Below are 21,164 nucleotides of genomic sequence, written 5' to 3' on the forward strand. Positions count from 1 at the left end.
AGGTATCAGGCGGCGCCTTCGGGGGCCGTCTTTTTCTCATCCTGCCGGAGCCATGTCGCGGCGCTGAGCCCGATCAGGCAAGCGCCCAGAAGAATGGCCAGCCAGACCTCGGTGGCTCGGGCCGGGGTCATCAAAACGCCCGTCAACCAACTCAGACCGCCTCCGGCGGCGACGGTCAGTGCCCCGGTGATTCCGGCGATGCTGCCTGCCAGTTCAGGAGCGACGGACATCGCGCCTGCATGGCTGTTGGGCATGGTCAGCCCATTGCCAGCACCGACGAACAGGGTTGCCACGAAAACGACTGGCAGGTGCGGGCCAAGGGCGAAGGTCAGTCCAAGTCCAACGGCGACCCCGGTTGTGGCGACAACACGGCCTGCCAGCATCATGCGCGTTACTCCGGCGCGAACCGAGAGGCGCGAGGACAGGAAGCTGCCCATAAGGAACCCAAGGGTGACAGAGCCCACGGCAACACCGACCATGGCCGGGCCCAGTCCAAAGACCTGTCCGGCCACCAGCGGCGCACCTGCAAGGAAAATGAAAAATGTGCCGGTAGAAAACATCATTGTCACGGCATAGCCCCAGAACCTGGGCAGGCGCAGAAGCTTGCGGAAGGATTTGGCCATGTCACGGAACCCGCCACCTTCTCGGGATGCTGTTTCCCCCAGATCTGTCCAGCACCACACAAAAAGGCCCACACCGGCCAGCCCATAGCCCAGGAAGATCGCCCGCCATCCGAAGGCTGCCTCCACCGCGCCGCCCACCATCGGCCCCAGCATCGGGGCAATCGCCATGGACATGGCCAGCAATCCGATCCGCGCTGCGGCTTCCTCACGGGCATGGGTGTCGCGGGTGATGGCCAATGTCATGGCAAAGCAGGAGATGATCGCCCCCTGCATCAGCCGCGCGGTCAGGAACAGGGGAAAGCTGGTAGCCGTGTAGCATAGCCCGGATGCCAGAGCGAAGATCGCCAGTGCCACCAGAACCACGGGACGGCGACCGAAGCGGTCAGAAAGAGGACCCGCGATGATCTGGATGAAGGCGGTCAGGCCCAGATAGCCTGCGAGCGCCAGGTTGGCGGTGGCATAGCTGACCCCGAACTCGTCTGCGATGGCTGGCAGTGATGGCAGAATCATGTTGAGCGTCAGCGGTGCCAGCGCTGTCAGCATCACCAATGTCCAGAACCGTGGCGGGGTCTGGGTGGGGGGCTGAAGGTTCATGCGCACCCCCTCGGGAATAGGGACGCGCCGGTCATGTCACGCAGGAAACAGCGGGGAGAGAAGGCGCGCAGCCTCGTCCCTCGGGTTGACGAGAGCGTCCCGGTTCTCGCCGGGATGAAAACGGGCGCGCACGGCGGTCGGCATGGGATTGGGCTGAAGCAGCGCCACGCGGGGCCCGTGCTTGGCACTTTCTGCCTTCCAGCGGGTCACGAGTGCGCGCTGTGCGGCCTTGGACATGGCGTAGGCCCCGCCATACATGGCTTCGCCGTCGTCATCGAAAAACACCGCCGTCGCGATGTCAGAGGGTTCAATGAGCGGTTCAACCATGGCGATCAGCCGGGCGGTTGCGCGGATATTGGTGGCGATATTGGCGTCGAGGTCTTTTTCACGGATCTGCGCAGCCGGCATCAGCGCGGTGGCATGGATCGCGGCATGAACCCAGATATCGGCCTTGCCCCACCGGTCGTGGATCGAACGGCACAGATGGGCCATCGCGGCCTCGGTGGTGATATCCATGGGCGCAAGGGTGGCGCTGCCGCCCGCCGCCTGGATGCGGTCGTCAAGCTCTTCCAGACCGCCGGTGGTACGTGCAACGGCGACAACATGGGCCCCGCGCGCGGCGAGCCATTCTGCACAGGCGGCGCCAAGGCCGCGTGAAGCGCCGGTGACAAGAGCGATCCGGCCGTCGAGAGGTTTCTGTTCCATGGCCTGCGTGATGGCCGGAATTCGCAGGCTTGGCAAGAGGGCGCGGGCCCTAGCTGCTTGACTTTGCACCGGGGGGCAGAGAGAAACGAGCCAAAGGGGAACTTGCTTTCAAAAGGAGACGCGCATGAGCCGCGAAATGACCCTGAGCCAGGCCGTGATCGGCACTGGAAGCACCGCCCGCAAGGCGATGCTGGTACTGGCCGGATCGGCCTTCATTGCAGTTGCTGCCCAGATTTCTGTTCCGATGCTGCCGGTTCCGATGACCTTGCAGACCCTGGCCATTCTGATGGTGGGCTTTGCATATGGATCGCGTCTCGGGGCGCTGACATTGCTGGCTTACCTGGCCGAAGGTGCCATGGGCCTGCCTGTGTTCGCAAACGGTATGAACGGGCTGGCTTTCGCGGGGCCGACCGCGGGCTTCCTGCTTGGCTTCGTTGCCATGGCCTGGGCCGCCGGTTTTGCGGCTGAACGCGGTCTGGCGCGCGGTGTGGTCGGAACGGCGCTGTCGGCGCTGCTGATCTCGGCTGCTCTTTACGTGCCGGGCCTTGCATGGCCTGCCCTGATCGCTGGCGGCTTCGGGTTCGAGGCCGGTTGGGTCGCGCAGGACGCGAGCTTCTACTGGACCTGGTTCGTCGCCCCCTTCCTTCTGGGTGACGCCGTCAAGGCCGTGATCGCGGCCCTGCTGGTCGCCGGGGGCTGGAAGGCGCTGTCGCGCTGAGCCTCATCCGGCTGACGAGAATGCAAGCGCCGCCCCTCGGGGCGGCGTTTTTCGTTCAAGGGGCGGCACCGGGCAGGACGACTGTCTCTTTGGCAGGTCGCGGGGGCTATGGTAGACTTTTCCATACTCAGGGGAGGGTTATGGCATGTCCTACGATCTCTTTGGTCAGAATGAGCGCACCGGCTGGCAGGACGACGGAATTCTGGGCGCTTATCTCAAGTTCTTCACACCGGTCACGGACAGAATAGCGGAGGCGATGGTGGCTGAGTGCGAGCCGACCGGGCGGGCCTGTCTCGATCTGTGCTGCGGGCAGGGGACGCTGATTGCCCTGCTGACAGCAGCGGGCGCAGAAGCCACCGGGCTGGATTTTTCGCGGCGAATGCTGGATCTGGCGGCAGAGCGCGCGCCGGGTGCCCGCCTGGTCGAAAGCGACGCGGCGGACATGCCCTTCGACGATCACAGCTTCGATCAGGTGCTGTGCAATTTCGGCATGATGCATTTGCCGGATCAGCCGCGGGCACTGCGCGAGATCGCGCGTGTCCTGAAGCCAGGTGGCCGTTTCACCATGGCAACATGGGAGGCACCGCCGCGATCCCTTGCATTCGGAACGGTTTTCGGCGCCCTGCGCGCGCATGGCGATCTGTCTATCACGCCACCTCAGCCCGACCTTTTTGCCTTCACGGACCGGGATACGGCGCAAGAGATTCTGGCGGAGGCCGGTTTGACACTGCTGGCGCATGATGTTCACCACGAGAACTGGGAATTCGACACCGCTGACGGGCTGTGGAACACTTTTCTCTATGGCACGGTGGGGGCGGGCATGCTGATCCGCAGCCAGAGCGACGCGGTTCAGGAAGCCCTTGCCGAGCAGATCATAAGCACCGTGGCCGAGTCGTTCGCAGATGGCGGGATCTACAGGGTGCCGGTGCCCGTCGTGGTGCTGTCTGCGGAGACCGCGCCCGCCGCATCGTGAAGGCGTTTGAGGGCCTCTTCGCAGAGACCAAGCTCCAGCCACTGACACCCCTCGCACAGCGTTGACAGGCTGCCGGGTGGCACATGCTCGACAATTCGTTGCTGCGCCTCGCCCCAAGTCAGCCGTTCGCGGGGCTTCAGTTTCAGCGCGGCGGCATGGGCACGGTCAAGCTTGGCAATCGCTTGCTGGTTTGTGCAAAGCCGCCCGCGCAGTTTGGGGCAGGGGGTGCAGATATCATCGGTCGCGCCTGTGGTCTCGATCACCACCTCATCGCCGCCGGGCGCGCGCAGCCGGTCCACAACGATGGCGGTCATATTCGCGGTAAACGCATCCGAATAGCCCTTGCCCTGATAGCCGAGCGCACACAGAAAATGATGCGGGCGGAAACGGAGCGGTGGCGTTTTGTCAGGCATTTTCCTTGAGCGCGAGCTTGCCCGCGTTCACCACATCCGTCGGCTTCACCGGGTAATCGCCAGAGAAGCAGGCGTCACAATATTGCGGGCAGGCGGTGTTGCGGCCCTCGGCCTCGCCAACCGCGCGGTAGAGCCCGTCGAGTGAGATGAACTTGAGGCTGTCGACCTCAAGATGGGCGCGCATTTCCTCTTCGCTCATGGTCGCGGCCAGCAGCTTTTCACGCTGCGGGGTGTCGACACCGTAGAAACAGGGCCAGGCCGTGGGGGGCGAGGCAATCCGGAAATGGACCTCGGCCGCGCCTGCATCGAGGATCATTTCCTTGATCTTGCGGCTGGTGGTGCCGCGCACCACGCTGTCATCGACAAGGATCACCCGTTTGCCTTCGATAAGGGCCCGGTTGACGTTCAGCTTCAGCCGCACACCCATGTTGCGGATCTGCTCTGTCGGTTCGATGAAGGTTCGGCCCATATACTGGTTGCGGATGATTCCCATGGCATATGGGATGCCCGATTCCAGTGAAAAGCCGATGGCCGCGGGCGTGCCGCTGTCGGGCACCGGGCAGACCAGATCGGCCTCAACCGGGGATTCCTTGGCCAGTTCGCGGCCGATGGCCTCGCGGGTTTCATAGACGGACCGGCCACCCAGAATGCTGTCGGGGCGCGAGAAATAGACATGTTCGAAGATGCAGAAACGCGGTTTGCGCTGTTCGAACGGCATGTAGCTCTCAATGCCGCTGGCTGTGATCACCACCATTTCGCCGGGCTTGATTTCGCGCACGAATTCCGCCCCGATGATGTCGAGCGCACAGGTTTCCGAGCTCAGCGCCCAACCGTCACCCACCTTGCCCAGAACCAGAGGCCGCACGCCAAGCGGGTCGCGGACACCAATCAGCTTCGTCCGGGTCATGGCGACGACGGAAAATGCGCCTTCGACGCGGCGCAGCGCATCCTTCATCCGCTCGGGGATGTTCTTTTGATAGCTGCGCGCCATCAGGTGGATGATGCATTCGCTGTCGGAGGAGCTTTGGAAGATCGAGCCGCGGCCAATGAGCTCGCGCCGCAGTTCCTCGGCATTCACGATATTGCCGTTATGGGCAATCGCCGCGCCGCCCATGGCGAATTCACCGAAAAAAGGCTGAACGTCGCGGATCGCGGTATTGCCTTTCGATCCGGCGGTGGAATAGCGGACATGGCCGATAGCCAAGGGCCCTGGCACTGTCTTCATCACGTCCTCTGACGTGAAGTTGTCGCGCACATAGCCGAAGCGGCGGGCCGAGTTGAACCCTTGTTCGGGGTCATGGGCGACAATGCCACCGGCTTCTTGCCCGCGATGTTGCAGGGCATGGAGCCCGAGGGCTACGAAATTCGCCGCGTCGGCAACGCCGATGACGCCGAAGACACCGCACTCCTCCTTGAGCTTGTCGTCATCAAACGGGTGGCTCAGGAAGGGCTTGTCGAGGTCACGCATGGGGGGATGGCTCCGCGTCCGGTCGATTCCGCGCCCGTATAGCCCCCCATGACGGCAAAGTCACCTGTGACAGATATGTGAATGTGCGATTTCCCGGAAAAGTCTCTCTTGACGGACAGGTCAGAACAGCGCGGGGACGACCAAAAGGGCGGCCAGACCACAAACTGCCAGAACCGGCACCAGGGACAGGGTCTTGCGGCTACCCTCGCGGGCCATGTGTGCGGCCTGCTGGCTGCGCATCTGACGGCCACGTTCCATGTAAAAGGCGGTGTCGATAGAACCATCGGGGCGGGTTTTGATCATGTCGGTCATGGCGTATCTCCTTTGCATCTGATGACCTCAGACTGCCTACATTTCCGAACCGGCGCTTGAAGACGACCTTTAGAAGGTCTTGTGATTTGCCCGATTTGTCTTGAGAGATCGCTGTTTTTCTTGAGAACTTCCGAAAGAACACGCACTCTTGGGCCATGATCTACCATTTTGCAGATTGCCAGCTTGATGCGCGTGCCCATGTTCTTATGCGGGACGGGCAAGAGGTTCACACCGAACCCCAGGTCTTTGACCTTCTGGTATTGCTGGCGCGGATGGCCCCGGCTCTGGTCACGCAGGACGATATGATTGCCGAGGTCTGGAAGGGCCGCATTGTTTCGGATTCCACCTTGGCCGCACGGGTCAATGCCGCACGCAAGGCGGTTGGGGACAGTGGGGCCGCCCAAGGGGTGATCCGGACGATCCCGCGGCGCGGCGTGCAGATGGCTGTGCCGGTGGATGCAGTTGCCGATGCGCCGCACGCGCCTCAACCGACACGCAAGATCAACCAGGTAATCCGCTATACAACCAGCTGCGACGGGACGCGGCTGGCTTTTGCGGAATCTGGTGAAGGGCCACCGATTCTGCGGGGCAGCCATTGGCTGTCGCATCTGGAGCATGACTGGAAAAGCCCGGTCTGGCGTCCTTTGCTGGACCGGCTGAGCGCCCGCCACCGTCTTGTCCGCTACGATCCGCGCGGTACCGGCCTGTCCGACCGGACTTTGCGCGGCGGTGATCTTGAGGATTTCGTGGCGGATTTGACGGCGGTGGCGGATGCGGCCGGACTCGAGCGGTTTTCGATCTTTGCCGCCTCGCAAAGCGCGCCTGTCGCGCTGGCATTTGCAGCGGCCCATCCTGACAGGGTCAGCCGGATGGTGTTGATCGGCGGTTTTATCCGCGGCACAAAACACCGTCAGGATGCCTCGGTCGGAGACGCGATGAACGAGATGATCCGCAGCGGATGGGGTAAGATCGGCAGCCCGCTGATGCAGGCCTTTTCCACAATCTACATGCCCACAGCCACGCCCGAGGAGTTATCGAGCTTTGTCGAGATGAAGCAGATTTCGGCAGTCCCGGAAACAGCGGCGCAACTTCGGTCGCTGATTGCCGGTTTCGATGTATCCGACATTCTGGACAAGGTAACCGCCCCGGTGCTGCTGCTACATGCAGACCGGGACGCGGTTCATCCTGTTTCAGAAAGCCAGGAACTGGCCGCCCGCTTGTCGAATGCCACGTTCCACATGGTGGATAGCCCAAGCCATGTCATGGTTCCAAGCGATGCAAACTGGCGTGAGGCCCTGCAGGCGGCGCAGGCGTTCCTGTCCGCCGCCGACTAGGGCTCAGTTCCCGTCGGTCGGGCCGCAGCTGTTCACCAGTTCCTCGTAGCGGCTCACGATCCAGCCGGGCGCGTCAGAGGGAATCTGTTCTTCTACACGGGTTTGCATGGACTGGAAGATTTCTGCCGAGCGGCTGTCGGAAATGACGGCAATCGGCTCGTTCCCGACGATGCGATCATAGGCGATGAGAGCGACCACAACCAGCAGTACCCCGCGAAGCACCCCGAACAGGAAGCCAAGACCGGCATCCAGCCCGCCGATGGCAGACCGCTGTACGGCGCTGGAAAAGAACGGCGTGAAGAGAGAGATCACCACAAGTGCGATGGCAAACACGGCTGCAAAGGCCGCAATGACCGCCAATTCGCAGGAGCCATTGAGGAAATCGCCCAGGTAAGGGATCTCGAACATCAGTTCCTTGGCGCGGGGGGCGAACATGAAGGCCACGATGGCCGCCACGATCCAGCCAGCGATGGAGAGTGCCTCACGCACGAAGCCACGGGAATAGGCGAGGATTGCGGAGATCACGATCACACCGGCCACGACCCCGTCAAAAATGGTAAAAGCGTCCATTATCTCTTTCGTCTCCCTGTGGTGCTGGCGGGTCAGCCTGCGCCGAAAATATCACCGGTGAACCGGGCAAGGTCCGGCATCAGTTTCAGATCCATATCAGCCCCGTCGGTGATTTTGCATCCCTCTGGTGCGATTGCGGAGGAAAAACCAAGTTTCCGCGCCTCTTTCAACCTGTTTTCAGCCTGAGAGACGGGGCGTAATGCGCCTGAGAGGCTCAATTCACCGAAAACGACGGTGGTTGCGGGCAGTGCCGCGTCTTCTCTCGCGGATAAAAGCGCGGCAGCGACGGCCAGATCAGCAGCCGGTTCAGATATGCGCATACCGCCCGCGATATTCAGGTACACATCGAGCCCCTGAAAGCTGATACCGACGCGCGCTTCCAGTACGGCGAGGATCATCGATAGCCTGCCACCATCCCAGCCCACGACCGCGCGACGGGGTTGGGACAGCGAAGAGGGCGCGACAAGGGCCTGAACTTCGACCAGCACGGGCCGCGTCCCCTCGATGCCTGCAAACACCACCGATCCCGGGGCGCGTTCATTGCGGTCTGACAGGAATAGGGCCGAAGGGTTGGGCACTTCTGCCAGTCCGCCACCGGTCATCTCGAACACGCCGATCTCATCTGCCGGGCCAAAGCGGTTCTTGACGCTGCGCAGAATGCGGAACTGGTGGCCGCGTTCGCCCTCGAAATAAAGCACGGTATCGACCATGTGTTCCACGACGCGGGGGCCAGCGATCTGGCCTTCCTTTGTCACGTGGCCCACCAGCATGACGCTGACGCCCTTACGCTTGGCAAAGCTTACCAGTTCGTGTGCGGCGGCGCGGACCTGGCTGACGGACCCCGGTGCGCTGTCCACGGTGTCCAGCCACATGGTCTGGATGGAATCAATTACCACCAGATCGGGCAGTTCGGTATCCAGCGTCGTCAGGATATCGCGCAGGTTGGTTTCCGCCGCCAGCTTCACCGGGCTGTCACCAAGGCCGAGCCGCTGCGCCCGCATCCGCACCTGCGCCGTGGCTTCCTCGCCCGAGACATAGATGACCTTGAGGCCGGACTTTGCAAAACTGGCCGCTGCCTGCAACAAAAGCGTCGATTTGCCGATGCCGGGGTCGCCACCCACCAAAGTGGCGCTTGCTGCAACCAGCCCGCCGCCAAGCACCCGGTCAAACTCAGCGATCCCCGATCCGTCGCGTTCTGGTGGGCGTTCCTCGGTCGCGAGATCCGTCAGCGCCATGCCCTTGCCCTTTACGGCCCCAAGCGTCTTTGCGCCGGGACCCATGGACAGAGGCGTTTCCTCCTGTATCGAATTCCATTCGCCGCAGGCGTCGCAGCGGCCTGCCCATTTCTTATGGGTGGCGCCGCAGGCGGAACAGACGAACAGGGTGACGGGTTTTGCCATGCCGATGGCTTAGCCCAAGGCCCCTCGCTTGGCCAGTGCCGAGGTGGCCAGGCTGATCGCGAAAGACATCAGAACGCAGGCCGTGAACAGCCACAGGCCCCAGGCGGTCTCCACCCGGCCCACGCCGACGCCCTTTGCAAGCGTGATGTAGATGGCAATCAGGAAGACATCCGCCATGGCAAGCCTGCCAAGCATCGTGAGCGGGGCCAGCAGGCGACTGTCGGTCAGCCGGAAATGGACGAGCGCCAGTCCCGCCGTCTTAACAATGGGGGCCACGATGGCGAACAGGGCGACGACCAGCGCCAGCAGCAAGTCCTCCTCCCACAGTGCCATGACACCTGAAAGCATCGAGATTTCGTTCAGCCCGAACAACGGCAACAACCCCGCCCGCATCAGCGGTGCGACCCAGGCTATCGGGAACAGCACCAGCAACGACAGGTTCAGCGCGGTCAGGATTATCCGTGTCATTACAGGGAGATGGGGCAGGGGGCATAGCGGCGCAAGGGGATAATGCAAAAAGGCCGCCCCCGTGGGACGGCCTTTCGAAATCATGCGAGGCACCGCTTAGCGGTTCTCGATATCCTGATAGTCGCGATAGGTCGCGCCGGTATAGAGCTGGCGCGGGCGGCCGATCTTGCCTTTCGGATCAGCGATCATCTCTTTCCACTGGGAAATCCAGCCAACCGTCCGCGACAGGGCGAAGATCGGGGTGAACATCGAGGTGGGGAAGCCCATGGCCTCCAGAATGATGCCGGAATAGAAGTCCACGTTCGGGAACAGCTTTTTCTCGGAGAAATAGGGATCATCCAGCGCAATGCGTTCCAGTTCCTTGGCGACCTGCAACAGCGGGTTGTTTTCCACGCCCAGAAGGTCCAGCACCTCGTCGGCCGATTTCTTCATCACCGTCGCGCGCGGGTCGAAGTTCTTGTAGACCCGGTGGCCGAAGCCCATCAGGCGGAACGGATCGTTCTTATCCTTGGCCCGCGCAATGTATTCGGGGATGCGGTCGACCGTGCCGATTTCCTTCAGCATCTCCAGACAGGCCTGGTTGGCGCCGCCATGGGCCGGCCCCCACAAACAGGCGATACCGGCGGCGATACAGGCAAACGGGTTCGCACCCGAGGAGCCCGCCAGACGCACGGTCGAGGTCGAGGCGTTCTGTTCGTGGTCGGCGTGCAGCGTAAAGATACGGTCCATCGCGCGGCTCAGGATCGGGTCGGGCTGGTATTCCTCGGCCGGAACCGCAAAGCACATGCGCAGGAAGTTTGTGGCGTAGTCGCAATCGTTGCGCGGGTACACGAAGGGCTGACCGATCGAGTATTTATAGGCCATAGCAGCGATGGTCGGCAGTTTCGCGATCAGTCGGATCGAAGCAACTTCGCGCTGCCACGGGTCCGAGATATCGGTCGAGTCGTGATAGAAGGCCGACATTGCGCCGACAACGCCCACCATGGTGGCCATCGGGTGCGCATCGCGGCGGAAGCCGCGGAAGAAGTTGTGCATCTGTTCATGCACCATCGTGTGACGGGTCACGCGATCCTCGAAATCCTCCAGCTGTGCAGCGGTCGGCAGTTCGCCGTAGAGCAGCAGGTAGCAGACCTCCAGGTAATGCGACTTCTCGGCCAGTTGGTCGATCGGATACCCGCGATGCAAAAGGATGCCCGCGTCGCCGTCGATATAGGTGATGGTGGATTCGCAAGCCGAGGTCGAGGTGAAGCCGGGGTCGTGGGTAAAGACGCCCGCCTGACCGTAGAGCTTGCCGATATCAATCACGTCGGGACCGACACTGGGCGAGTGCATTGGCAGCTCGAAGGTCTTGTTGTCGAACGTGAGCGTCGCGGTTCTGTTGTCTGCCATCCTGAGTCCCTCTTCAAAAAGCCTGCCCGATGGGGTCATCAGGCGGTGTTCCGGAACCGGTTTCCCGGACCCGTCTATTCGCAGGCAGCCGCGACGCAATCAGGTCATTCGGCTGCAGCCTCCGTCAGGCGGGCAATTGTCTCCTCCCGGCCGATGACGAGCATCATGTCGAAAACGCTCGGGCTGACGGGGCGGCCTGCCAGTGCGGCCCTAAGGGCCGGCGCAAGCTTGCCTAATTTCAGATCGTGGCGTTCGGCCACCTCGGAAACTGTCGCCTCCAGCGTGTCGCGTGTCCAGCTAGCATTTTGCAACTGCGGCGTCAATTCTGTCAGTATACCACGGGATACATCTGTGAGCGCGGCTTGCGATTTCTCATCGCGATCCAGCGGTCGCTCTGTCAAAACAAAGTGAGCTTTTTCAAGGAGTTGTGGAAGAGATTTTGCACGATCCTTGAGGCAATACATCGCAGTGACCAGCCCGTCTTTCTGCGACTGCGAAAGCGCAGATTGCTGCGTTGCCACCAAAAACCGCTCGATTTCACTCACCAAATCTTCATCGGCCATCGCCCCGATGTGGTGGCTGGCCACATGTTCGAGCTTCTTGAAATCCAGCCGTGCCGGGGATTTGCCGATTCCCTTCAGGTCGAACCATTCCTTCGCCTGTTCGTCGCTGAACAGCTCGTCATCGCCATGGCTCCAGCCAAGCCGGGCCAAATAGTTGCGCATCGCGGCGGGCGGATAGCCCATGGCGGCATATTCCTCGACCCCAAGCGCGCCGTGGCGTTTGGACAGTTTCTTGCCATCTGGACCATGGATCAGAGGGATGTGGGCCCAGACCGGTTCCGGCCACCCCATGGCATGATAGATCTGCGCCTGACGGGCGGCATTGTTCAGGTGATCGTCGCCCCGGATGACGTGGGTAACGCCCATATCGTGATCATCCACCACAACCGCATGCATGTAGGTAGGCGTGCCATCCGAGCGTAACAGGATCATGTCGTCGAGCTGATCGTTGCGGATCGTGACATCGCCCTGCACCTGATCCTTGATCACCGTCACGCCTTCGCGCGGAGCTTTCAGCCGGATCACGAAGGGCAGGTCGGGGTGATCGGCATCGGCTACGTCCCGCCATGGGCTGAGAAACAGGGTCGAGCGTCCCTCGGCCTTGGCGGCCTCGCGAAAGGCTTGAATTTCGTCCTGGGTGGCAAAGCACTTATAGGCATGGCCCGCCGCCAGCATCTCTCTTGCCACCTCGGCATGGCGGTCGCAGCGGGCGAATTGGCTGATCGGCTCTCCGTCCCAGTCGAGGCCGAGCCAGGTCAGGCCGTTCAGAATGGCCTGTGTTGCCTCGGGGGTGGACCGTTCCCGGTCGGTATCTTCGATGCGCAGCAAAAAGGTGCCCCCGCGCCCGCGCGCATAGAGCCAGTTGAACAGCGCCGTCCGCGCGCCGCCGATATGCAGAAAACCCGTGGGCGAAGGTGCGAAGCGGGTCACGACATTGGAGGTCATCTATGGTCCTTTCCGGGGCACATGTCCCGGTGATCCGGGGCCGGGCGTTAATCCTTTGGCAACCATGAGGCTGCACAGTCATCTGCGCGCAGGTTTAGGCAAGCCCGGAAGGGGTGGCAAGTGTGGCTGTGGCAATGGTTGAATGTGGTCCAGCAGGGCCAGCGGGGATATCTGATGCCCTGGTCCCCGGTCTTTTTCGGGCTTGGAGTGTCGGTGTATTTCGCCTTGCCAGTGGAACCGGGGCCCGCGGTCTATGGCCTGGCCGGGGCGGCGGCTGTTCTGGCCGCGATTCTTGGCCGTCTGCGTCGCGAGACACTCGGGCCCTTGGCAACAGCGGGGCTGTTGGTGGCGCTTGGTCTATGTGCGGCGGGCTGGCGAACGGGGCAGGTGGCGGGGCCGGTTCTGGGATTTCGCTATTACGGGCCTATCGAGGGCCGGATCGTCGCGGTGGATCGTTCGGCTTCTGACCGGCTGCGGCTGACGCTCGATCAGGTGGTTTTGGCCGAGACCGATCCGGCGCGGATCCCCCATCGGGTACGCGTGTCTCTTCATGGCGATCAGCCCTTTCTAACGCCGCACCCTGGGGCCCGCGTCGCCCTGACCGGGCATCTGTCCCCGCCCGAAGGCCCGGCCGAGCCTGGTGGGTTCGATTTTCAACGCCACGCCTGGTTCCTGTCCATCGGGGCGGTCGGCTATACCCGCAGCCCGGCGCTTCTATTGGAGCCCCGTCCAGAGGGCGCGCTGCCATTGCTGCACCTGCGCCTTCGCCTGTCGCGCGCGGTGCAAGAACGGATAGACGGTGAGCCGGGTGCTTTCGCCGCCGCTGTCATGACCGGTGATCGGTCCAGCATTTCCACGGACACATTGGATACCTTGCGGCGCACCAATATCGCGCATCTTTTGGCCATTTCCGGCCTGCATATGGGGCTGCTGACCGGCTTTGTCTTCCTGAGCCTGCGTGCTGGCCTGTCCCTGATTCCCCCCTTGGCGCTGCGTGTGCCGACGAAGAAGATCGCCGCTGTCGGTGCGCTGGCCTCAGGCGCATTCTACCTGGCCGTCGCAGGGGGAAATGTTGCGACCGAGCGCGCCTTTATCCAGGTCGCGGTCATGTTCGTTGCTGTCCTGCTGGACCGGCGCGCCGTCACCCTGCGCTCGGTTGCTATCGCGGCGCTGATTGTCCTGGCGCACCGTCCGGAATCCCTGCTTGGGCCGGGCTTTCAGATGAGCTTTGCCGCCACCACTGCGCTTGTGGCCGTGTTCAACGGTCTCAAACGGATAGAGCGGGTGCGGACCTGGCCTGCCTGGGCGCGTTGGATGACGGGGCTGGTGCTGTCCTCTGTCGTCGCGGGGTTGGCAACGGCCCCCTTCGCCGCCGCGCATTTCAACATGTTGGCAGCATACGGTCTGGTCGCGAATCTGTTGACGGTGCCGGTCATGGGCAGCCTTGTCATCCCCGCCGCTGTGGTTGCCATGCTGCTCTGGCCCCTTGGCCTTGAGTGGGTCGCGTTCCGGGTGATGGAGGCGGGGCTGGCGTGGATCCTCGCCGTGGCAGATCACATAGCGGGCATGGACGGCGCGGTGCGCACCATCGTCATGCCACACCCCATGGTCCTGCCGCTTATGACCCTAGGTGCCCTGCACGTCATCCTCTGGCACGGGCGTGGGCGGTGGGGCGGTCTTGGCCCAATGGCGCTTGCCCTGGTGCTGTGGACCGGGGGAGAGCGACCAAGCCTGCTGATCTCCCCCTCGGGACGGTTGGCGGGGGCGATGATGGAAGAGGGGCGCGTGCTTAGCCGGGCGCGGGGGGATGGATTCGTTGCCGGGCTATGGTTGGAAAATGATGGCGATGACGCGGATCAGGCCGGGGCTGCCACCCGCGCGGGATGGGTCACGGATGGGGACGGGGTGGCGCTCGTTTTGGGTGATTTTTCGGTCTGGCATGGGGTCGGGCGCCGGGCAGCGGCGGATCTGGTGCGCGCCTGTGCGGATCATGACTGGGTGATCTCGCCAGAGGAAGAAGCCGCTTTACTGGGCCCCGAGATTATCCCGGTGGAGGGGCTGTCGTTGCAGATCGGTCGCCAATTGCCTTTGTCAGGGCCGCGATGTGGCGTGATTGGCCCCGGATTTCTGGCCCAAAGTGGCGCTGTTGCGGTGATCCCGAGAGCAGGTGATCTGAGACTCATCTCTGCTCGGCAGCTACAAGGCCACCGACCATGGGTTCCTGACGCGCAATAAGCTTGGATGACACTGATCTGCGGTGACTATTGACCGGTCGTGCGGGTCAGAGGAGACGCGGTTTTACAGACACGCTCGGATAGACGCGCCAAAGGCGCGGCGACAGTACAAATATACCCGCTCCCTGATTGAGGCTTCTACCGCTGCGCCGGCAGCGCGCACAGTCCGGCCCATCCGCATCAATAGGTGCGGATCAGCCCCACGAGCCTGCCTTGCACCTTGACCTGATCTTCGCGCAGCATCCGGGTTTGGTAGGCGGGGTTGGCGGCCTCAAGCGCAATCATGTTGCCCTTCTTGCGGAAGCGTTTGAGCGTTGCTTCATAGCCTTCGACCAGCGCCACGACGATATCGCCATTATCGGCTGTCGAGCCTTCTTCGATCACCACGATATCGCCTTCGTTGATCCCGGCCTCGATCATCGAGTCGCCCTTCACCTCCAGCGCGTAATGCGATTTGCCCGATCCCAGCATCTGTTGGGGCACCGCCACATGGGTAGAGACTTCGCTGATCGCTTCAATCGGTGTGCCTGCTGCGATGCGGCCCATCACCGGCAGATCCACGGCAGAGGCAGCCGCTACCGGGCGCGCCTCGCGCGGGGGATCGACCCGGCTGCCTTCGATGACGCGGGGGGTGAAGCCGCCCAGTTTGGTTTCGAGGCTTTCAGGCAGCTTCACGATCTCGATCGCGCGGGCCCGATGCGCCAACCGCCGGATGAAGCCGCGTTCTTCCAGCGCCGTGATCAGCCGGTGGATGCCGGACTTGGACCGCAGGTCCAGCGCGTCCTTCATTTCGTCGAAAGACGGCGGCACCCCGTCACGCTGCATTCGGCGGTGAATTAGCTCCAGCAGGTCCAGCTGCTTCTTGGTCAGCATCGCACGGCTCCCCTCACGGAAATCACATCTGTTCGGGGAATGTTCTACCGGTGTTTCCGCTTCGTGTCAACATCTTGGGCTAAATCCGCAAGATATCCACAAGCGATCCGGCGCTCAGTGGCCCGGCGGATGGGGGATAGACCATCAGGGCATCGGCGCGGGAGAGGACGCTCAGCAGTGAGGAATCCTGCCTCGGATCCGGCGTGACGAGCGGGAACCGGCTGCCCGGCTCCAGCACGGCGCGGATATAGTGTTCACGTGGGCCGTTCTGGGGCAGATCCACCGCCAGTTCGGCCGTTTCACGTGGGGCCGGGGCCTTGCCCAGACCCAGCATCGCCCGGATCATCGGCACGAGGAAAATCTGCCCGCAGACCATGGCCGACACCGGGTTGCCGGGAAGGCCAAGCAGCGCCGCCTTTCCCATCCGCCCCGCCATCAGGGGTTTGCCGGGTCTGAGCGCCACTTTGTAGAAGCTGCGCTCCAACCCTTCGGCGGCGGCGACCTGAGCCACCAGATCATGATCGCCCACAGACGCGCCACCAATCGTCACGATAATATCCGCATCCGCCGCAAGCTTCAGAGTGCTGGCGAGGCTTTCTACCGTATCGCGGGCAATCGGCAGCAATCGCGCATGGGCACCCGCGGCCTCGGCCAGCGCCTTGAGCCCGTAGGAATTGGAGGCGACAATCTGGTCAGGGCGCGGGGTTTCGCCGGGCTGCACCAGCTCATCCCCGGTAGCGATCAGCGCGACCACGGGCTTGCGCGTGACGGGCAGCGTGGGCAGGTTCATGGCGGCGGCCAGCGCAAGATCGGCCGGGCGCAGAACGCGCGGGGCCTCCAAGGTGTCACCGGTCAGAAAATCGCCGCCGGCAGGGCGGATATTGGTCTGGTGATCCAGCCGGTCGCCCAGGGTGATCACATCACCGTTGCGCGTCACATCCTCCTGAATGATCACCCGCGTCGCGCCTTCGGGGATTGGCGCGCCGGTAAAGATGCGCACCGCCTGACCGTCGTCAAGTTTGCCTTTCCAGACATGGCCTGCCGCCGCCTCGCCGATCACGGTGAACGTGTCGCCGGGTTGGGGCGTTTCAGACGTCACCGCGTAGCCATCCATGGCCGAGGCCGCAAAGGGAGGCTGATCGCGCCGGGCCTGAACCGGTTGTGCAAGCACCCTGCCATAGGCATTGACCAGTGGAACCTCTTCGCAAGGCAGCGGATCGGCGAGCGCCAGACAAGCGGCGAGGGCCTCGTCAACGGTGATCATCCCTGCGCCTCGTATCTCCCGGACTTCCCGCCCTCTTTCAGCAGCAGGCGGATGCCGGTGATTTCCATTGACTTATCAACGGCTTTCACCATGTCGTAGACGGTCAGCGCGGCGGTGGATACGGCGGTCAGGGCTTCCATCTCTACCCCAGTCTGGCCGCCGGTCTTGACGGTTGCCACAATGCGGATGCCGGGAAGGCTTTCGACCGGCTCCAGTTCCAGCGCCACCTTGGTGATCGGCAGGGGATGGCAGAGCGGGATCAGGTCCGAGGTCTTCTTGGCCCCCATGATCCCCGCCAGCCGCGCAACGCCCAGAACATCGCCCTTTTTCGCCTCGCCGCCGGTGATCGCGGCCAGCGTTTCGGGTGTCATGCGCACGAAGCCCTCGGCCACGGCCACCCGCGCGGTCACGGGCTTGTCGGAGACATCGACCATATGCGCCTGCCCCTCGGCATCGAAATGCGTAAGGCCCGCCATTATTGCGCCGCCCGCAAGGGATTGGCCAGCAGCGTTTGTGTGGCACTTTCCACGTCGTCTTGACGCATCAGGCTTTCGCCGATCAGGAAGCAGCGGGTGCCATACATGGCGATATCGGACAGATCCTTGGGCGTGTTCAGCCCGGATTCTGACACCACCATCCGGTCGCCCGGAATGCGGCGCACCAGCGTCTTGGTGACATCGAGCGAGGTGACGAAGGTATTGAGATCCCGGTTGTTGATGCCGATCATGCGCGATTTCAGATTGAGCGCGCGGTCCAGTTCCGCGGCATCGTGCACCTCAATAAGCGCATCCATGCCCCATCGGGTCGCGGCGTCTTCCAGTTCCTCGGCTTGTGCATCGGACACGCTGGCCATGATAATCAGGATGCAATCGGCCCCAAGTGCGCGGGCCTCGGCCACCTGGTAGGGATCATAGAGGAAATCCTTGCGCAGGACGGGCAGAGAGACTGCGGCCCGCGCGGCGACAAGATAGTCATCGGCGCCCTGGAAAGAGGGTGTGTCGGTCAGCACTGACAGGCAGGTCGCCCCCCCGGTCTCATAGGCGCGGGCCAGTGCGGGCGGGTTGAAATCGGCGCGGATGAGCCCCTTCGAAGGGCTCGCCTTCTTGATCTCAGCGATCAGACCGTAGCCCTCTCGTGAGGCGATGCTCAGCGCCTTGGCAAAGGGGCGTATCGGCGGGGCCTCGGCTGCGTCGGCTTCCACGGCGGCCAGGGGCCGGGCGGCTTTGCGGGCGGCCACGTCTTCCAGCTTGTAGGCCTTGATCTTGTCGAGAATGCTTGCGGTCATATCGGTCCCGGATCCGTCCAGTTGATGGGCGTCATGCCCTGTTCTTGTAACCAGTTATTCGCGCGAGAGAAGGGGCGCGAGCCAAAAAAGCCCCGATGCGCGGAAAGGGGCGAGGGGTGGGGGGCCTCCAGCTTGAGATTACCCATTGCGGGAATGGCCCTGGCAGCTTTCTGCGCAGGCTTGCCCCAAAGCATGTAAACGCGGGGCATGGCGTCATTGGCGAGGCGGTCCAGCACCTGCCCGGTCAGACGCTGCCAACCCAGCTTTGCATGGCCATTGGCCACACCAGCGGGGACGGTCAGCACAGCGTTGAGCAGCAATACCCCCTGCGCGGCCCAGAACCGAAGATCGGCCGAGGGCGGGCATGTGCCCAGATCGGCCTGCATTTCCTTGTAGATATTGGCGAGAGACCGGGGCAGGGGGTGCACATGCGGTTCTGCCGAGAAGGCAAGCCCATGGGCGTGGCCCGGGGTCGGGTAGGGGTCCTGTCCGAGGATGACCACCTTGGTTCGCTCCGGTGGGCAAGCCTCCAGGGCGGCGAATACACGGTCAGGGGCGGGCAGCCAGGGGCGCGTCTCGGCGGTCAAAGCGGCTTCGAAGCCGCTAATATCGGTCGAAAAGGCGGGCAGGTCAGCCCAAGACCCGAGATGAGACAAGTCGAAACGCATGGATCAGGGGGTAGCGCGTGCGACCAGGCGGGGACAAGGCTTTTCGAAAAGCCTTCCAACGCGGTTTCGAAACCGCGTACGCCCCGCGTGCTCAAATGTGACGCAATGTCAGGCGGCGGATGTGACCCGGGCCAGGGTTTCCACTGCCTTCAGCGCTGCGCCGTCGTCAATGCTTCGTGCCGCGCGTTCCACACCCTCTGGCAGCGTTTCAACCGCGCCAGCCACGAGCAACGCTGCGGCAGAGTTCAGCAACACCGCATCGCGGTAGGCTCCGCCCTCGCCCTTCAGCAGCGCCCGGAACGCGACGCCGTTTTCTTCCGGTGTGCCCCCAAGGATGGCCTCGAACGGGTGCGTAGGCAGGCCGGCATCGGCGGGGGAAATCTCGAACTCTTCGATCTCGCCATTCTTCAGCGCCGCGACGGCGGAAGGGCCCGCGATGGACAGTTCATCGGTGCCGTCCGATCCGTGGACCAGCCACGCCGCTTCGGACCCTAAAGCCCCCAGAACCTCGGCCATGGGGCGAATGAGCCAGGGGGCAAAGGCGCCGGTCAACTGGCGCTTGACGCCGGCGGGGTTGGTCAGCGGACCCAGCACATTGAACAGCGTCCGCGTGCCAAGCTGTTGGCGGGTGGGCATCACATGGGCAATGGCCGGGTGGTGCATGGGCGCCATCATGAAGCCGATCCCGGCCTCTTTCAGCGCCTGCTCCACAACTTGTGCGCCAACCATGACGTTGACGCCCATCTGTCCAAGTGCATCCGCCGCACCCGATTTTGAAGAAAGATTGCGGTTGCCGTGTTTGGCCACGGGAACGCCGGCCCCGGCGACCACGAAGGCCGTGGCGGTCGAGATGTTCAGTGTGCCCTTGCCATCGCCGCCGGTGCCGACGATATCCATCGCGCCCTCAGGCGCGCGCACCGCAACGCATTTGCCGCGCATCACCTTGGCTGCGGCGGCTATTTCTTCCACTGTCTCACCGCGCACGCGCATCGCCATAAGCATCGCGCCGATCTGGGCGTCGGTTGCCTCGCCATCAAAAAGCAGGCCAAAAGCCTGTTCGGCCTCTGCATCCGTCAGGCTGCGCTCTGCCACGGCGGCGATCAGGGGTTTCATCTGATCGCTCATGCCGGTTCCTCCGCCAAGGCGCCGGAAACCGTCTTCAGGAAGCTCCGGAGCATCTCGTGCCCATGTTCGGAGCGGATGCTTTCGGGGTGGAACTGCACGCCTTCAATCGGCAGATCCCTGTGGCGCAGGCCCATGATTGTGCCATCTTCCAGCCAGGCGGTGATTTCCAGGCAATCGGGCAGGCTCTCGCGCTCCACCACCAGCGAGTGGTAACGGGTGCCCTGCAGGGGCGAGGGCAGGCCCGCGAACACGCCTTTGCCCGCGTGATGGATGCTGCCCATCTTGCCATGCACGATCTCGTGGCAGCGGACCACCTTGCCGCCAAAAGCCTCACCGATGGTCTGGTGCCCCAGGCAAACCCCCAGAAGCGGCGTGCCGGTTTCGGCTGCGGCGGCGGTCAGCGACAGGCAGATCCCGGCTTGCGCGGGGTCGCAGGGGCCGGGGCTCAGCACGATCCCGGCTGGGTTGAGCGCCATCGCCTGCTGCACATCCAGCGCGTCGTTGCGCACCACATGGGGGACGCATCCAAGTTCGCCCAGGTAATGGACCAGATTGTAGGTAAAACTGTCGTAGTTATCGATGAGCAGAAGCATGCCCGCAGGTCCTCGTCGCAAAAAGGGGTGCGCCTTACCCGCGCGCCGGGTTATACATGCGCAGGGCCGCGGGGCATGGTCAACCCATGCACCCACAGAACGGCCACTGGCTGGGGCTATTTGGATGTGAAGCGTCCCGTTCGGGGCGCAGGACACGTATCGAGAGGGTGAAAGACATGGGCAGAGGTCTGGTTTCAGGTCTGATCTGGGGCGCGTTCGTCGCCATTGTCGGCGCGGTACTGCTGTCACTTGGCACACCATTGCCGGACCGGCCCCCGTCGATGCAACAACCTGTGCAGTCAGAGGCACAAGACCCGACGCCCGCGCCGGTGGCGGAACCGGAAGCCGAGCTGACGGCCGAGCCCGCGTCTGACCCCGAGGCCGCAGAACCAACGGAGCCTGCTGGACAAGGCGCAACGTCTGTCCCGGTGTCCGAGATCCCTTTGCCCGCCGGGTCAGAGTTCAACCGCCCGCCCGAGGAAACCACGGCAGCCCTGCCGGGAATCGACACTGCACCCGCCGGTGCCCCGCAACCCATCACTGCATTGCCACCGCCCACAGGGCCGAGCCTGCCCGACACCGCCCCGGCACCGCAGCCTGAGGCGATGGACAGCCTTCAGGCGCCCTCGGCCGCGCCCGTGCTGGAC

Annotated in this window: 21 protein-coding genes and 1 pseudogene; 5 read left to right on the forward strand and 17 right to left on the reverse strand. The window is 63.2% G+C overall.

Annotation, left to right across the window (positions count from 1 at the left end):
• Positions 1-5: 5 nt before the first annotated feature.
• Complete coding sequence (locus ACROHD_RS17665) at positions 6-1,217, reverse strand: multidrug effflux MFS transporter (RefSeq protein WP_432679732.1); 1,212 nt, start codon at positions 1,215-1,217, stop codon at positions 6-8.
• Between the two features lie 36 nt (positions 1,218-1,253).
• Complete coding sequence (locus ACROHD_RS17670) at positions 1,254-1,922, reverse strand: SDR family NAD(P)-dependent oxidoreductase (RefSeq protein ID WP_432679733.1); 669 nt, start codon at positions 1,920-1,922, stop codon at positions 1,254-1,256.
• Positions 1,923-2,046: 124 nt separating this feature from the next.
• Here ACROHD_RS17670 and ACROHD_RS17675 point away from each other — a divergent pair, with 124 nt between their 5' ends.
• Positions 2,047-2,640, forward strand: a complete 594-nt coding sequence (locus ACROHD_RS17675) for a biotin transporter BioY (RefSeq protein ID WP_432679734.1) — start codon at positions 2,047-2,049, stop codon at positions 2,638-2,640.
• Positions 2,641-2,785: 145 nt separating this feature from the next.
• Complete coding sequence (locus ACROHD_RS17680) at positions 2,786-3,613, forward strand: class I SAM-dependent methyltransferase (RefSeq protein WP_432679735.1); 828 nt, start codon at positions 2,786-2,788, stop codon at positions 3,611-3,613.
• Here ACROHD_RS17680 and ACROHD_RS17685 read toward each other — a convergent pair.
• The 3 genes from ACROHD_RS17685 to ACROHD_RS17695 form a co-directional block, all read right to left on the reverse strand.
• On the reverse strand, positions 3,553-4,026 hold the full coding sequence (locus ACROHD_RS17685; protein WP_432679736.1) for a DUF1284 domain-containing protein: 474 nt from the start codon (positions 4,024-4,026) through the stop codon (positions 3,553-3,555). The two genes, ACROHD_RS17680 and ACROHD_RS17685, sit on opposite strands and share 61 nt — an antisense overlap.
• On the reverse strand, positions 4,019-5,494 hold the full coding sequence (purF, locus tag ACROHD_RS17690) for an amidophosphoribosyltransferase (protein WP_432679737.1): 1,476 nt from the start codon (positions 5,492-5,494) through the stop codon (positions 4,019-4,021). Before purF ends, ACROHD_RS17685 begins: the two co-directional genes overlap by 8 nt.
• A 120-nt stretch (positions 5,495-5,614) precedes the next feature.
• On the reverse strand, positions 5,615-5,806 hold the full coding sequence (locus tag ACROHD_RS17695) for a hypothetical protein (RefSeq protein WP_432679738.1): 192 nt from the start codon (positions 5,804-5,806) through the stop codon (positions 5,615-5,617).
• Positions 5,807-5,961: 155 nt separating this feature from the next.
• On the opposite strand from ACROHD_RS17695, the gene ACROHD_RS17700 reads away from it, so the two are divergent.
• Entirely contained in the window at positions 5,962-7,140 is a 1,179-nt protein-coding gene (locus ACROHD_RS17700) for an alpha/beta hydrolase (RefSeq protein WP_432679739.1), read from the forward strand.
• Between the two features lie 3 nt (positions 7,141-7,143).
• Here the strand turns inward: ACROHD_RS17700 and ACROHD_RS17705 are convergent, their stop codons facing one another.
• The 5 genes from ACROHD_RS17705 to gltX form a co-directional block, all read right to left on the reverse strand.
• The gene (locus ACROHD_RS17705; protein ID WP_432679740.1) at positions 7,144-7,710 is read right to left on the reverse strand and encodes a CvpA family protein; all 567 of its coding nucleotides are present in this window, start codon (positions 7,708-7,710) and stop codon (positions 7,144-7,146) included.
• Positions 7,711-7,742: 32 nt separating this feature from the next.
• Entirely contained in the window at positions 7,743-9,110 is a 1,368-nt protein-coding gene (radA, locus tag ACROHD_RS17710; protein ID WP_432679741.1) for a DNA repair protein RadA, read from the reverse strand.
• A 9-nt stretch (positions 9,111-9,119) separates the two neighbouring features.
• Positions 9,120-9,578, reverse strand: coding sequence for a paraquat-inducible protein A (locus tag ACROHD_RS17715; protein ID WP_432679742.1), 459 nt, complete (start codon positions 9,576-9,578; stop codon positions 9,120-9,122).
• Positions 9,579-9,674: 96 nt separating this feature from the next.
• Positions 9,675-10,967, reverse strand: coding sequence for a citrate synthase (gltA, locus tag ACROHD_RS17720; RefSeq protein ID WP_432679743.1), 1,293 nt, complete (start codon positions 10,965-10,967; stop codon positions 9,675-9,677).
• A 104-nt stretch (positions 10,968-11,071) separates the two neighbouring features.
• Positions 11,072-12,475 carry a glutamate--tRNA ligase gene (gene gltX, locus ACROHD_RS17725; protein WP_432679744.1) on the reverse strand — a complete coding sequence of 468 codons (1,404 nt, stop codon included), beginning with the start codon at positions 12,473-12,475 and terminating at the stop codon, positions 11,072-11,074.
• 174 nt (positions 12,476-12,649) lie between these two features.
• Here gltX and ACROHD_RS17730 point away from each other — a divergent pair, with 174 nt between their 5' ends.
• A complete protein-coding gene (locus tag ACROHD_RS17730) occupies positions 12,650-14,710 on the forward strand; it encodes a ComEC/Rec2 family competence protein (RefSeq protein WP_432679745.1) in 2,061 nt (686 codons plus the stop codon).
• Between the two features lie 179 nt (positions 14,711-14,889).
• On the opposite strand, the gene lexA is transcribed toward ACROHD_RS17730, so the two are convergent.
• The 7 genes from lexA to ACROHD_RS17765 all read right to left on the reverse strand — a co-directional run bounded on the left by lexA (position 14,890) and on the right by ACROHD_RS17765 (position 20,517).
• Entirely contained in the window at positions 14,890-15,582 is a 693-nt protein-coding gene (gene lexA, locus ACROHD_RS17735) for a transcriptional repressor LexA (RefSeq protein ID WP_432679746.1), read from the reverse strand.
• Between the two features lie 79 nt (positions 15,583-15,661).
• Positions 15,662-16,846 (reverse strand): molybdopterin molybdotransferase MoeA, encoded by a 1,185-nt coding sequence (locus ACROHD_RS17740; RefSeq protein ID WP_432679747.1) that lies wholly within the window; start codon positions 16,844-16,846, stop codon positions 15,662-15,664.
• Positions 16,843-17,322, reverse strand: a complete 480-nt coding sequence (gene moaC, locus ACROHD_RS17745) for a cyclic pyranopterin monophosphate synthase MoaC (RefSeq protein ID WP_432679748.1) — start codon at positions 17,320-17,322, stop codon at positions 16,843-16,845. The genes ACROHD_RS17740 and moaC overlap by 4 nt, the downstream gene beginning before the upstream one ends.
• Entirely contained in the window at positions 17,322-18,131 is an 810-nt protein-coding gene (gene trpC, locus ACROHD_RS17750; protein WP_432679749.1) for an indole-3-glycerol phosphate synthase TrpC, read from the reverse strand. Before trpC ends, moaC begins: the two co-directional genes overlap by 1 nt.
• Positions 18,128-18,799: a uracil-DNA glycosylase gene (locus ACROHD_RS17755; protein WP_432679750.1), complete on the reverse strand. Its 672-nt coding sequence runs from the start codon at positions 18,797-18,799 to the stop codon at positions 18,128-18,130. The genes trpC and ACROHD_RS17755 overlap by 4 nt, the downstream gene beginning before the upstream one ends.
• A gap of 108 nt (positions 18,800-18,907) precedes the next feature.
• Positions 18,908-19,924 (reverse strand): anthranilate phosphoribosyltransferase, encoded by a 1,017-nt coding sequence (gene trpD / locus ACROHD_RS17760; protein WP_432679751.1) that lies wholly within the window; start codon positions 19,922-19,924, stop codon positions 18,908-18,910.
• Positions 19,921-20,517 (reverse strand): aminodeoxychorismate/anthranilate synthase component II, encoded by a 597-nt coding sequence (locus ACROHD_RS17765; RefSeq protein ID WP_432679752.1) that lies wholly within the window; start codon positions 20,515-20,517, stop codon positions 19,921-19,923. The genes trpD and ACROHD_RS17765 overlap by 4 nt, the downstream gene beginning before the upstream one ends.
• Positions 20,518-20,693: 176 nt before the next feature.
• Between ACROHD_RS17765 and ACROHD_RS17770 the strand changes: the two are divergent.
• A pseudogene (locus ACROHD_RS17770) lies at positions 20,694-21,164 on the forward strand (hypothetical protein); the annotation flags it as partial.

The sequence above is a fragment of the Nioella aestuarii genome (genome assembly GCF_050896395.1).
GTDB lineage: Bacteria > Pseudomonadota > Alphaproteobacteria > Rhodobacterales > Rhodobacteraceae > Nioella > Nioella aestuarii.